13 protein-coding genes are annotated in these 12,749 nt (G+C 68.5%); 4 read left to right on the top strand and 9 right to left on the bottom strand.

Translation table 11 applies throughout. The annotated features are described in order from the left end of the window. Positions 1-22: 22 nt before the first annotated feature. From PIJ50_RS04105 to PIJ50_RS04120, 4 genes are read right to left on the bottom strand one after another with little or no spacing between them, the layout of a single operon-like run. Positions 23-1,258 carry a right-handed parallel beta-helix repeat-containing protein gene (locus tag PIJ50_RS04105; RefSeq protein WP_271972978.1) on the bottom strand — a complete coding sequence of 412 codons (1,236 nt, stop codon included), beginning with the start codon at positions 1,256-1,258 and terminating at the stop codon, positions 23-25. After that, on the bottom strand, positions 1,258-1,725 hold the full coding sequence (locus tag PIJ50_RS04110; RefSeq protein WP_271972980.1) for a glycosyltransferase: 468 nt from the start codon (positions 1,723-1,725) through the stop codon (positions 1,258-1,260). Before PIJ50_RS04110 ends, PIJ50_RS04105 begins: the two co-directional genes overlap by 1 nt. Further along, positions 1,722-2,177, bottom strand: a complete 456-nt coding sequence (locus PIJ50_RS04115) for a glycosyltransferase family protein (RefSeq protein ID WP_271972981.1) — start codon at positions 2,175-2,177, stop codon at positions 1,722-1,724. The genes PIJ50_RS04110 and PIJ50_RS04115 overlap by 4 nt, the downstream gene beginning before the upstream one ends. Positions 2,178-2,179: 2 nt before the next feature. Continuing rightward, the gene (locus PIJ50_RS04120; protein ID WP_271972983.1) at positions 2,180-3,280 is read right to left on the bottom strand and encodes an acyltransferase family protein; all 1,101 of its coding nucleotides are present in this window, start codon (positions 3,278-3,280) and stop codon (positions 2,180-2,182) included. A 169-nt stretch (positions 3,281-3,449) separates the two neighbouring features. Here PIJ50_RS04120 and PIJ50_RS04125 point away from each other — a divergent pair, with 169 nt between their 5' ends. Next, the gene (locus PIJ50_RS04125; RefSeq protein ID WP_271972985.1) at positions 3,450-4,796 is read left to right on the top strand and encodes a hypothetical protein; all 1,347 of its coding nucleotides are present in this window, start codon (positions 3,450-3,452) and stop codon (positions 4,794-4,796) included. Continuing rightward, the gene (locus tag PIJ50_RS04130) at positions 4,793-5,680 is read left to right on the top strand and encodes a glycosyltransferase family 2 protein (protein ID WP_271972987.1); all 888 of its coding nucleotides are present in this window, start codon (positions 4,793-4,795) and stop codon (positions 5,678-5,680) included. The genes PIJ50_RS04125 and PIJ50_RS04130 overlap by 4 nt, the downstream gene beginning before the upstream one ends. Here the strand turns inward: PIJ50_RS04130 and PIJ50_RS04135 are convergent, their stop codons facing one another. Further along, positions 5,681-6,571 carry an MBL fold metallo-hydrolase gene (locus PIJ50_RS04135; protein ID WP_271972988.1) on the bottom strand — a complete coding sequence of 297 codons (891 nt, stop codon included), beginning with the start codon at positions 6,569-6,571 and terminating at the stop codon, positions 5,681-5,683. Positions 6,572-6,686: 115 nt separating this feature from the next. Between PIJ50_RS04135 and PIJ50_RS04140 the strand changes: the two genes are divergently transcribed. Together PIJ50_RS04140 and PIJ50_RS04145 are read left to right on the top strand one after the other, a co-directional pair. Continuing rightward, entirely contained in the window at positions 6,687-6,812 is a 126-nt protein-coding gene (locus PIJ50_RS04140) for a hypothetical protein (RefSeq protein WP_271972990.1), read from the top strand. Then, positions 6,809-8,611, top strand: a complete 1,803-nt coding sequence (locus PIJ50_RS04145; RefSeq protein WP_271972991.1) for a glycoside hydrolase family 15 protein — start codon at positions 6,809-6,811, stop codon at positions 8,609-8,611. Before PIJ50_RS04140 ends, PIJ50_RS04145 begins: the two co-directional genes overlap by 4 nt. A 348-nt stretch (positions 8,612-8,959) precedes the next feature. Here PIJ50_RS04145 and PIJ50_RS04150 read toward each other — a convergent pair whose 3' ends face one another. The 4 genes from PIJ50_RS04150 to PIJ50_RS04165 form a co-directional block, all read right to left on the bottom strand. Further along, entirely contained in the window at positions 8,960-9,823 is an 864-nt protein-coding gene (locus PIJ50_RS04150; RefSeq protein WP_271972992.1) for an amidohydrolase family protein, read from the bottom strand. Beyond that, positions 9,824-10,960 (bottom strand): mandelate racemase/muconate lactonizing enzyme family protein, encoded by a 1,137-nt coding sequence (locus PIJ50_RS04155; RefSeq protein ID WP_271972993.1) that lies wholly within the window; start codon positions 10,958-10,960, stop codon positions 9,824-9,826. Between the two features lie 6 nt (positions 10,961-10,966). Then, positions 10,967-11,884, bottom strand: a complete 918-nt coding sequence (gene kdgD / locus PIJ50_RS04160; protein WP_271972995.1) for a 5-dehydro-4-deoxyglucarate dehydratase — start codon at positions 11,882-11,884, stop codon at positions 10,967-10,969. A gap of 81 nt (positions 11,885-11,965) precedes the next feature. Continuing rightward, on the bottom strand, positions 11,966-12,685 hold the full coding sequence (locus PIJ50_RS04165; protein ID WP_271972996.1) for a FadR/GntR family transcriptional regulator: 720 nt from the start codon (positions 12,683-12,685) through the stop codon (positions 11,966-11,968). Positions 12,686-12,749: the final 64 nt, after the last annotated feature.

Here is a 12,749-nt window from a genome sequence, read left to right on the forward strand (position 1 = left end):
GTCACGTTCCCATGACGGTGCGCTATTGCGCTTCCAGCGCGCCCATGTCCACGCCACCGCCCTGCGGCCGCGCCACGCCGCGCAGATCACCCCCCGGCGCCCCCGCCGCGCGCCCCATGTCGCGGAACGGGCCCACCGGCGTGTAATCCCCCGCCGCCGCATCGGCAAAGCCGACAAAGCGGGTGCGCCCGGTCACACGCAGGTTCCCCACCTCCGTCGCCTGCCCGACGAAATCGCCCGCCAGGTTGTTGAACACCGCCACGTCCCGGCTGGGCGGCCCGTTCTTCAGCGGGCTGACCATGATCCAGCCCCGCCCCGGCTCCGCCCCCTCGGGGGCCAGAACCGTGTTGTTCACGATCTCCCCCCCGATCCCGCCATAGAGGGAGATGCCGTGCCACGCCCCCACCACGATCAGGTTGTTGCGGATCACGAAATTCTCGAACACCCCGTCGAACAGGCCGATCCCCTGCAAGGACCCGCGCAGCGGATGATCCGGCGCCCCCGTCCATTCCAGGATCGTGTTCCCCTCGATCACCACATCGCGGATCGCCCCGCCCCCCCGCGGCGCCCAGGACTGGAACCCGTCATCGTGGTTGTCATCCAGACCGAACGCATCCTGCACCCGGTTCCCCCGGAACAGCCCGCCATCCCCCAGCCCCCGCATCCCGTCGCCGCCGAACCCCTCCACCCGGTTGTCCAGCACCCGGGCGTGAGTGCCCGAAACCGTGATCCCGAAATCCACCCCGCGCAGCCGGTTGCCCTCCACCGTCACGTGATCGCCCGCCACCGTTAGCCCATCCCGCCGCCAAGCCGCCCAGTCCCCTTCCGACCACGCCATGTAATCGGCGCCCCCCGGCCCGCCCATCAGGTCCATCCCTGCCAGCCGAAGGCGCGAACTGGTCTTGTCCACCCCCACCAGCGGCCCCGCCGCCCCCCCGGCCACCAAGGGCCAGACCGACCACCCCCGCAGATCCAGATCCGAACTTCCCGCGATCGAAAGCGATGTCGCATGCGCCCCCTCCGCCTCGATCACCACGGGGGCAGGGGGACGACGGTCGCGGATCTTCACCGCCCCATACTCCCCCGGCAGCACCACGATCCGGCCGCCTTCAGGCACGGCGTCCAGCGCAAGGTCCAGCGTGGCAAAGGGCGCCTCCCGCGTTCCCACCCCCGGCCCCGGTCCTTCCGCGACGAACACCTGCGCCCAACCCGCGCCCGCCCATCCCAGCAAAGCCAGCACCAAGGCGAGTCCCCGCATCACCCCACGAAATCCCGCAACCGCGCCAGCAGCGCCTGATGCGAAGGGCTGCGCCCGTCCCGCGCCGGCTCCAGATCCCCTTGCCGCAGCAGCGCGGCCAGATCCGGCACCTCCCACGCCACATAGATGCCGGGAAGTCCCTGCAACTGCCGCGCCGTAGCCGACTGGTGGTCGTTGCGATGCTCGCCCAGCCCGTGACGGCGCGGCAGCACCACCAGCGGCTTGCCGAAACGCCGCGCCGACAGCACCGTCCCGATCCCCGCATGGGCCACCACCACCCGCGCCGCCCGGAACAGGTCGGAAAACGCGTCCGGTGTCAGGCTCTCGCGCAGGTCCAGCCCCGGCCGTGCGGCTTCCCCCGGGCCGGCCTGCGCCACCACCGGCTCCCCCAGATCGGGGGCCAGCGCCGCCAGCGCGTCGATCAGGCGCGGAAAGGGCAGCTGCGTGCCCACGGTCGCAAAGATCACAGCACCGCCCCCGCATATTCGGCGCCCGCATCCCGGGCTACATGCTCCCACTGGCTCAGCCACAGATGGGCGACGCGCCGGGCCAAGCGGCCCGACATTGACATCTCCTCGGCATTGGCCACGCTGTCCACCCAGATGGTCCGCGCCCCGAACAGCCGCCCCAAGGCCAAGGCAATCACCCCCGGCAGCGCCCCGGTCGAAATCACCACGTCCGGCCGCCGCGCGATCATCCGGCGCAGAAGGGCCCATGTCGTGCGCAGCACCGCCAGCGGCGCGTTGCGGTTGCAATCGGGGATGATGGTCGCCGGCCGCGCGTCGAACGCCTCGGGCAGCCCCGGCAACGTCGTCGCGAAATGCAGCTCATGCGCCTCGAACGCACCGCGCAGCAGCATCAGCTGCTGCCAGTGCCCCCCGCCCGAGGCGACGGCCAGGATGCGCTTCGGCCCCGCCATCCTCAGGCCACCGGCGCCGCGGGCGCACGGCCCCGCGACGCAAAAATCGTCTTCCACCGCAGCGCCGGCTGTTCCACCAGATGCCAGGACAGCACGGCGCAGACCAGCGTGGGCGGCAGGGCGTAGATCACGTTCTCCATCGGCGTCTGCGGCCCGAACAGCCACACCACCAGCCCCTGCACTGGAAAGGCATAGATGTAGGTGCCGTAGGAATAATCCCCCACCCGGTTGTAGCCGCGGATCCACCCCCCCGGCACATAGGCCAGCCAGAAGGTCACATAGGCCAGCGTCACCAGAAACAGCGCCTCGCCTGCCAGATTGCCCCCCACCAGATAGGCCGCCGCCATCAGGCCAAGGGCCACCGGCAGGCTCAGCACGATCCGGGCGCGCCAGACATAAGCGGCCACCCCGATCCCGAAGGCCAACCCCAGTTCGGGCAGCGACCGGATCAGCCGCGGCAGGGGCAGCAGCCCCATCTCCTGCATCAGCCAGAAGGCCACGATTACCGCCAGGGCCAGCACCGCCCCCGCGGACGGACGCACCAGCCCCGCCAGCGCGGCCAGAAACACCCCGGCATAGCAAAACGCCTCATACCGCAGCGTCCAGATCGACCCTTCGACCGTGGGCCATGGAAGATCCTCGAACACCCCGGGCAGAGTATAGGACGGATGCAGCAGCAGGCTGTTGCGCAGCACGAACTCGTACACCTCCGGATGCGTCAGATACACGCCCGCCGGCAGCTCCGTGACCAGCAGCCCCAGCCCGAAGGCCACCACCAGCACGCTGACCACCAGCCCCGGCAGCAGGCGCAGCGCGCGCGACACCAGAAAGGTCCGCCCGTCGCCGCGCGTGGCGCTGGCCGCAATCAGAAAGCCCGACAGGATGAAGAACACCAGCACCGCGATGCCGCCCAGGGACATCCCCACCAGCGCCTCCAGCCGCTCCAGCGCTTCCAGCAACTCCAGCTCCCCCGGCGGGTCGCCCACCTCCGGGCCCAGCGTGATCGGAACGGCGTGCGAGACGAGGACCGCGGTCGCCGCGATCATCCTCAACAGGTTAAGGTTGTTGTCGCGCCCCGCGCTGACCGACCCCAAGGTCACCATTCAACCATCCTATCTGCCCATGAACAAAGGCTACGCGCGTCATCCCCACCCGGCAATCCGGCAATTCTACAATTCTCATAATATTTTTACAGCACAACCCAAGGTAGTTATTGACTCACCGTCGAACCCCGCCCCAACTCAACACGACCCCCTTGCAAAGGGCCCCCCGGTGGCAACCACGGACATCACGGACATCCCCGCCCCGGACCGGGCGGCGCAAGGATCCCGGGCGCGCACCGCCTGCCTCGTGGTGATGCTGATCTCCATGCTGCTGCCCGTGTCGCGCGAATTCGGTGGCCTGCGCCTGTCGCCCAGCCGGGCGCTGCTGCTGATCGGGGTGCTGCCGTGCATCGCGATGGTGCTGCGCCGCCGCGCCGGGCGCGTCACCGCGCTTGATGTCACAATGCTGGCGCTGGCGGGCTGGATGATCCTCTCGCTCGGCGTGGTCACGGGCGGCGCGCGCCTGCCCTTCGCCGCCATCACGGCGGTGGAGCTTGTGGGCGGCTACTTCGTCGCCCGCATCCTCGTGCAGTCGGAAGGCGACTACCGCCTCGTGTGGCGCTGCCTCGTGATCGCGATCCTGTGCCTTCTGCCCGCCACCATCATCGAAAACCGGACGGGGCAGCTCGTCATCCACGACCTCCTCGCCCCCTTGGGCGACACCTCCTACCGCCAGCAAAGCGCCTATGGCCGCATGGGCCTCGAACGCGTCTACGGCCCATTCGAACACCCCATCCTGTGGGGCATGTTTGGCGCGCTTTCCATCGCCAACGTCTTCATGCTGTCGAAATCGTGGTGGCGGCTCGCGCTCCTTCTGCCCTTCCTCGTCTATTCCAGCTTCTCCTCCATGTCCTCGGGCGCGATGATGGTGATGTCGCTTCAGGTGATGCTGCTGGCGTGGAACGTCGCCACCCGCGGGCGGTGGAAGCTGCTGCTCCTCCTCTTCGCGATCCTTTATGTCGTGATCGACCTGTCGTCGAACCGCACGCCCGTCACGCTCCTGATCGGGACGTTCACGTTCAACGCCTTTTCCAGCTATGTCCGCATCCTGATCTTCGACTACGGATGGGCCGCAGTGATGGACAACCCCCTTTTCGGCATCGGCTTCAACGACTGGCCGCGGCCCCCTTGGCTCACCAACTCGGTCGACAACTTCTGGCTGATGCAATGCATGCGCTACGGCCTTGTCGGCGGCGGGCTGACGCTGGGCCTGTTCCTGCTGCACCTGTGGCGGGTCGTGGGCGCGCGCCTGCCCGACCGGGCGCTGGCGCGCCTGCGGGTCGGCCACGCCATCAGCCTTGTCGCGCTGATGTTCGCGCTGGCCACGGTCCACATCTGGGGCGCGTTCAGCAGCTTTGTCATGTTCTACATCGGCGCGGGGGTCTTCCTTTACAGCCGCACCCACGACAGCGAGGCCCCCCCGCCCGCGCCCATCAACCTCCGCCCGCCGCTGCGCCTCAGCCGGTTCGACCCGGTGCACATCCGCCGCCCGGCCCTGCACGGACATCCCACATGACCCCACCCCGCGTGTCCGTGATCCTCCCCGCCTTCAACCGCGCCACCACCGTGGCCGAGGCGGTCCGCAGCGTCCTCGACCAGGACTTCTCCGAAATCGAGGTCATCGTCGTCGACGACGCCTCCACCGACGGCACATGGGACACGGTCGCCGCCATCAATGATCCGCGCCTGTCCCTGATCGCCAACACGGCGGGCAAGGGCGCGTCGTCGGCCCGCAACCACGGCGTCGCACACGCCCGCGCCCCCTGGATCGCGTTCCAGGACAGCGACGATCTCTGGCTTCCCGGCAAGCTCTCGGCCCAGATGCGCCGGCTCGAAGGCTCGGACTTCGTCGCCTCCTATTGCGGGATGCTGGTCAAGGCCGACGCGCATCCGGGCACCCCCGTCACCGCCCGCATCCCTGACCGTTCCCTTTCCCCGCTGCACGGACACATCCTGCCCAGCCTCGTGCGCGGCAGCTGTCTGTCCACCCAGCTTCTGGTCCTGCGCCGCGACGTGTTCGACCGCGTCGGCGGCTTCGACGAAACCCTTCCGGCGCTGGAGGATTGGGAGCTGATGCTCCGCATCGCCGCCGAGGGCCCCGTGGATTTCGTGGACGCCGACCTCGTGATCCAGCGGATGTCCCCGAACTCCATGACCCGTTCCCACCCCAACCGCCTTGTGGCGCAAGAGATGATCCTGAAGCGCCATGCCGCCCTGATCGACCGCCACCCCGGCGCGCGCGCCCATCACCACCACCGTCTGGCCAGCGCGCATCGCCGGGCGGGCGCGCTGCCGCAGGCCGCGGCCCACGCCGCCCGCGCCTGGCGCCAAAGCCCCGCAAACCCGCGCTACCTCATCAACGCGCTCCTCCTCGGCCTTCGCGCCCGGGCGAAGGCCTGATCAGAACAGGTTCGCCGGCAGTTTGAAGAAGCTGCGCCCGTCGGCGTCCACCGGCAGCTTGCCCCCGCGCAGGTTCACCTGCAACGCGTGCAGCATCCGCCGCGGCAGCTTCAGCGTCGCGTCCCGCGCCTCGCGCCGCGCGATGAACGCCTCGCGTCCCACGCCGCCGCCCAGATGGGTGTTCAACGCCCGCTGCTCGGCCACCGTGCTTTCCCACGCGGGCTCCGTCCGTTCGGCCGTGCCGTAATCGTGACCGATGAACAGCCGCGTGTCGTCCGGCAGCGCCAGGATCGCCATCAGGCTGTCATGCAGCGCCGCCGCCGACCCACCCGGGAAATCCGCGCGCGAGGTGCCGCTGTCGGGCTGCATGAACGTGTCATGCACAAACGCGGCATCCCCGATCACGAAGCTGACCGATCCCAGCGTGTGCCCCGGCGACAGCATCACCCGCACCTCCAGATCGCCCAGCCGGAACGTCTCGCCATCCTCCAGCAGCCGGTCGAAATCGGCGTCCGGGTCGAACATCCCCGGCGCGTTGTAGAAGCCTTCCCACAGCGCCGCGATCTCGCGCACCTTGGCCCCCGACCACAAGGGCGCGCCCGTCCGCCCCCGCAGCCAGTCTCCGGCCGACAGATGATCCGCATGGGGATGCGTGTCCAGAATCAGCCGCAGATCCGCGCCCTGCGCTGCCACCAGCCCCAACGCCCATTCGGCCGACGCATACGAGGTTCGGCACGCCACCGGGTCGAAATCCATCACGATGTCGATCAGCGCCGCCGCCCGCGTGGCCGGATCGATCACCAGATACTGGCATGACCCGGTCTCCGGATCGTGAAACCCCACAACCTCCGGCGATCCCGCCCCGGTGGAAGGACTGATCCGTGTCAGCATGGGCGCGCTCCTTCATCTGGCGTCGGGCCAGATATTCCCTTTTCCGCCCGCCTTGGCAAGGCGCCGGGGAACCGCAGCCCCCACCGCCCGTTTGTTCCGCAAAAGGAGACTGTCCATGGCCGCATACGACCCGCGCGATCCGCTCAGCCCGACGCCCCGCTGGCGCGGCGCGCTGCAACGGGCGGCGTTCATCGTCATGGGCTCGGCCCTCCTCTTCGCCTACGGGGCCTTCACGCATTGACCCGTCCTCTTCGCGACCAACACGGCTTTGCCCCGCTTCACAACTACGCCGCGCTTGGCGAAGGCCGCTCCATCGCCCTGTCGGGCTCCGACGGCTCCATCGACTGGTGGTGCGCGCCCAACATGGACAGCCCGCCCCTGTTCGACCGGCTGCTGACCGGCGACACGCGGCTGCCCGACGGCACGCTGGGCGGCTATTTCGTGATCCGCCCCGAAGGCGACTACCAGTCCACCCAAAGCTACCGCCCCCATTCCAACGTCCTCGAAACCCGCTTCACGACGGAGGCGGGAGAGGCGGTGCTGTCCGAATCTCTCAACAGCGGCTCCGCCGGTCGCCTGCCCTGGTGCGAACTCGCCCGCCGGATCGAGGTGACGCGCGGCACCGTCCGCTTCCAGCTCGACATGCGCATCGGCCATCAGGCGGGCCAGCGCAGCCCCTATCTCTCCAAACGCGGCAAGCACCAGCTCTTCCACGTGGGCGACGTGCTGGGCATGCTCGTGCATGACAGCGACCGAATCACCCTGCACGCCAATGACGACCGCATCCACGGCGCCTTCACCCTGACCGAGGGTGACCGCCAGACCTTCGCGATCATCGCGGGCGAAGGCGAACCCCTCGTGGTCCCCCAACTCGCCGCGATCGACCGGCGCATCGACGTATCCGACAAGGAATGGCGGGACTGGGCCGCCATCTTCGACGAAGGGGACGACCTGTCGGCCTACATGCTGCGGCAGGCGCTGGTGCTGAAGCTGCTCCTCTACTCCCCCTCCGGCGCCATCGCGGCGGCCGCCACCACCTCGCTCCCCGAACGCATCGGCGGCGACAAGAACTACGACTACCGCTTCGCCTGGGTGCGCGACGCGGGCTACACCATCATCTCCTTCCTCGATCTGGGCGCGGAGGCCGAGGCGAAGGCGGCCCTCACCTGGCTCCTGAACCAGCTGGCCAATCACGGCTCGCGCGTGTGCTTCGCGCTGGAAGGCGGGGTAAAGGACGTCGTGACCACACTGCCTTTGCCCGGCTACCGCAACAGCCAGCCGGTGCTGCGCGGCAACATCGCCGCGCGCCAGCACCAGCACGGCACCTATGGCGACATCTTCGAAACCGTCGCCTCCTTCATCGCCCGCGGCAACATCATCGACTCCGGAAGCGCCGAAGTTCTGTCTCACCTCGCCGACGAATGCACCGACCACTGGCGCCAGCCCGACAGCGGCATCTGGGAACTCCCCGAGGTGCAGCAATACACCATGTCCAAGATCGCCTGCTGGCAGGCGCTCAGCCGCGCGGTGGAACTGGCCGATGAAGGCCACCTGCCCACCACCTGCCGCGACCGCTGGGACCGCGAACGCCACCGCATCGCCGAGTTCATCGAGACCGAATGCTGGAACGAAAAGGTCGGCGCCTTCACCATGTATCCCGGCACCGACCGGCTGGACGCCTCCGTCGCGTTGGCCGTCCGCTTCGGCTTCGACGGCCACGACCGCCTGCGCCGCACGCTCGACGCGATCGACCGCAAGCTGGGCAAGGGCCCCTTCCACTACCGTTATTCCGGCGCGGAGAAGGAGGAGGGCTGCTTCCTCGCCTGCTCCTTCTGGATGGTGGACGCCCGCAACCGGCTGGGCCAGGTAGATCAGGCCCGCGCCCATTTCGACGCCCTGCGCGCCGCCCTGGACCAGGGCCCCGGCATCCTGCCCGAAATGGTGGACCCCAAGGACGGCTCCTGGCTTGGCAACATGCCCCAAGGCCTCACCCACCTCGCCGCCCTTCAGGCCGCCGCGGGCCTGCGCCGCAAGGAATAAGAGCGAAGGCCCCGAAGGGCCTTCCGCCACCATTGCGGGAAACGCCCCAGTCTGTCCGCGTGGAGGATCTGGCCAAGACGGCCTTGCCGCACCCCGGGGGTGTGGGATGCCGGTGCCCAAGTTGGCTTCACCACCGACACCCCTTGGCTGCCGGTGAACGTTTCCATCCGCCATCCGATCTGCCCCAGGATCGTGGCGAAGGAGCCCGACCGCTGCCCCGCCCCAAGCCGCCCGCAATGTTGCCGGGCAGAAGGACTGGCTCGGTCCTGACCCCCACCGGCCAGCGCATCCTGTTCGCCGCCGCAAACGTCCGCCGGAAGGTGACACTACACCCCCCAGCCTTCCGCCTCACATCTTCGAAAACCCGAACAGCGCCTCCGGCGTCGACACCAGCGCCTGCACCCGCGCCGCGTCCGAGGGGAACCACGACAGCACCGTGTCCGTCAGCGCCCGGTCATCGGGATACTCTGCCGTCGTCTTCGCCAGGTTGTGCGGCCAGTTCGTGCCCCAGATCACCCGCTCCGGCGCATGGGCCGCGATCTCACGCGCGACGTCCGCCACATCCGCGTAATCCGGCCCGCCGGACTTGCTCGATTCGTAGACGCCCGCGAACTTGAACCAGCAGTTGCCCCGGTCGATCAGCCGCTTCACCGCGTCGATCTGCGGTCGCCCGGCCCCGGCAAAGAACTTGCCGTGATGGTCCAGGATCCAGCGGCTTTGCACCTTCGCCAGACGCTCCTCGTGATCCAGGATGTGGCTGCCGTCGAACTGCACCGCCACCACCCAGCCCGCATCGGCCGCCCGCGCGTCCACGCCTTCCAGCCCCGACAGGCCAAGCGCCCCGCCCGGCAGGTCCATGATCCGCGCGCCCACGACGCCCGTCTCCGCCAGCCGCGCGATCTCCGCCTCCGCCGTGTCCGGATGGATCACCGCCACGCCCCGCGCGACCTCCCCCATCTCGGCCAGACAGGCGACCAAGTTCGCGTTGTCCGACTGATGCGCGTTCCCTTGGGTGATCACCACGCGGTCGATGCCGATCCACTCCATGAACCGGCGATACTGCTCCGGCCCCGGCAGATCGCCCCCGGGCAGCGGCGGCCCGCCCGCCTGCGCGTCAAAGCCCGGCAGATACATGTGCATCTGCGTGTCGATGGTCCCTTTCGGCAGAACGGTCGCCGGCTTTTCGCCGGTCAGGGTGCGGATGATGTCCATTCAGTCCTCTTTCGGGGCAAATTCGCGAAGCGCGTCGCGGTTGATCTCGATCCCCAGCCCCGGCCCGTCGGGAATGGAAACCACGCCGTCCACATGGTCGATCGGCACCTGCACGATGGCCTGACGGAACGGGTTGTGGGTGCGGTCGAATTCCAAAACCGGCTCGATCGGGCTGTTGCGCACGGGCGACGGCACCATCGCCGCCATGAACTGCAAGGCCGCCGCGATGTGCACCGCCGTGCCCCAGACATGTGGCACCACGCGCACCCCGTGCAGCGCCGCCAGATCCGCGATCCGCCGGGCCTCGGTAAAGCCCCCGCAACCGGCAAGGTCCGGCTGAATGATGTCCACGGCCCGCGTCTCGATCGGCTCGCGGTGGCCCCAGCGGGTGTGCCACGTCTCGCCCCCCGCGACCGGGATCGGCTGACGCGCCCGCACCTCGCGATAGGCGGCCAGCTGCTCCGGCACTACCGGCTCCTCGAACCAGTCAATACCGAACTCGGCCGCACGCTGCCCCACACGCACCGCCTCGATCGCGTCATAGCCGTGGTTGGCGTCGATCATCAGGCGCATGTCCGGTCCGATGGCGTCGCGCACGGCGGCGATCACGCGCAGATCCTCCTCCACCCCGAAGCCGATCTTCACCTTGCAGGCGTGAAAGCCCGCGGCGCGATGGCCGGCCATCTCGGCGGCGTTGTCCTCCACCCGGTCCACGCCGTCGCGCTTGAAGCTGCCGGTCGCATAGGCCCGCACGGATTCGCGGAACCGCCCGCCCAGCAGAACCGACACCGGCACGCCGAACCGCTTGCCCTTGATGTCCCACAGCGCCATGTCGATCCCCGACAGCGCGGTGATCGTCAGGCCACGCTGCCCCTGATCGCGCAGCGCGTTGTAAAGCGTGGCCCAGATCTTCTCCGTTTCCAGCGGGTCCTGCCCCACCAGCCACTGGGCATAGGTGGCCACGACCGCCGCATTCGGGCGCGCGGGGCCGAGGCATTCGCCCCAGCCCACGGTCCCGTCGTCGCATTCGATCTCCACCAGCACATGCACGCGCCGGTCGAACCGCATGGAGGCGCTTTCGAACGCCACCTCCAGACGGTGATCCAGAAGATGCGTCCGAACCTTCGCGATCTTCATGCCGGATCAGGCGGCTTTCTTCCGGCGGTACGGCTCGATCAGCGCGTCCAGCATGCGCTCTTCCTCGGCGGTCAGGTCGGTGATCGGCGGACGAACCTTTCCGGCGTTGAAGCCCTGCAACCGCACGCCCGCCTTGATGGCCGACACGGCATAACCCTTCTGGCGGTTGCGGATCGCCATGAACGGATAGAAGAACTCGTTCAGGATCTTCTCGCAGGTCGCGCGGTCATTCGCGCGCAGCGCCTTGTAGAAGTCCACCGCCAGCTGCGGCACGAAGTTGAACACGGCCGAGGAGTAGGTCGTGAAGCCCGCGCCCAGATAGGCTTCGGCGAACAGCTCCGCCGTCGGCATCCCGCCCAGATAGGTCAGACGGTCGCCCATCTTCGCCGTGATCTGGCGCACAAGGCCGATGTCGCCGGTGCCGTCCTTGAACCCGATCAGGTTCGGGCAGGCGTCGCACAGGCGGGCCAGCGTGTCGGCGGTCAGCACGGCGTTGTCACGGTTGTAGACCATGACGCCCATGTCGGTCGCGTCGCACACGGCCTTCACGTGCTGGTAAAGGCCTTCCTGCGGCGCATCGATCAGATAGTGCGGCAGCAGCAGGATGCCTGTCGCACCCACCTTCTCCACCGACTTCGCGATCTCCACCGCCATCTCGGTGCCGTAGCCGCAGCCCGACACGATGGTCGTGTTGCCGCCCGCGGCCTCCAGCGCCGCCTTCACGATCCCCGGAATCTCGGCAGGGGCGAGGGAGAAGAACTCCCCCGTGCCACCGGCCGCGAACAGCACGGGCGCGTCGAAGCCCGACAGCCATTCCACATGGCTCTTGTAGCTTTCGGGCGCAAAACGGCCCTCGGCGTCGAAATGGGTCACGGGGAAGGACAGAAGTCCCGAACCAAGCGCGGTCTTGAGGGCCTGAGCCATTGTGCAAATCCTTTGACGGACAGGGGGTCTGGAACAGACCCTACATCACACAACAGACATGCGTCAACACTTGTATGATGACTATCCGCGCAGCAACATGCGGTACCGGCCCTGCGCGCCGCGCAGATGCACCCGCATTGCCTGCCGCGCCCCTTCCTCGTCGCCGGCCAGAATAGCCGTCACGATCCGGTCATGCTCCTCCTGGATCTGCACCAGATAGGGCTGCGGCGCCGCATCCTCCGCCGCCGGCCCCGTGTTCTGCAACGCCTGCCGCGGGATCACGTTGCCCCCCACCATCGCCAGAAACTCCGGGAATCGTGGGTTGTTCGTGGCCTCGGCAATCGCCAGATGCAGATCGTAATCCGCCGCCGTGGTCGGCTCCCCCGCCGCGATGGCCGCGCTCACGGCGCGATAGGCGTCGATGATCCGCTCCTCCTGTTGGGCCGAACGGCGCGTGGCGGCCAGCCCCGCCGCCTCCATCTCCACGGCCGTGCGCAGTTCCAGCATCTCGATCATAGACGACAGGCGCACATAGTCGATGTTCTGGAACGGCGCGCGCTCCGGCACCGGCGCTTCCAGCACGAACACCCCTGCGCCCTGCCGCGCCTCCACCAACCGGTCGGCACGCAGCGCCGCGATCGCCTCGCGCACCACGGTGCGGCTGACGCCGTGCGCCTCCGTCAGGCGCGCTTCCGAAGGCAGGCGGTCGCCGGGCTTCAGACGGCCTTCCGTGATCTCGGCGCGCAGCGCTTCGCTGACGCGGGCCACCAGATTGCCGGCGCGGGCAGGGGAAAGGGTCATGGCAAGGTCCTTTTTCTCCCATCATACAGGGTCGCACGCCATTTGCCATGCCTCGCCACAACGT

Origin of the sequence: Falsirhodobacter sp. 20TX0035, from assembly GCF_028307215.1 — a bacterium.
Lineage (GTDB): Bacteria > Pseudomonadota > Alphaproteobacteria > Rhodobacterales > Rhodobacteraceae > Falsirhodobacter.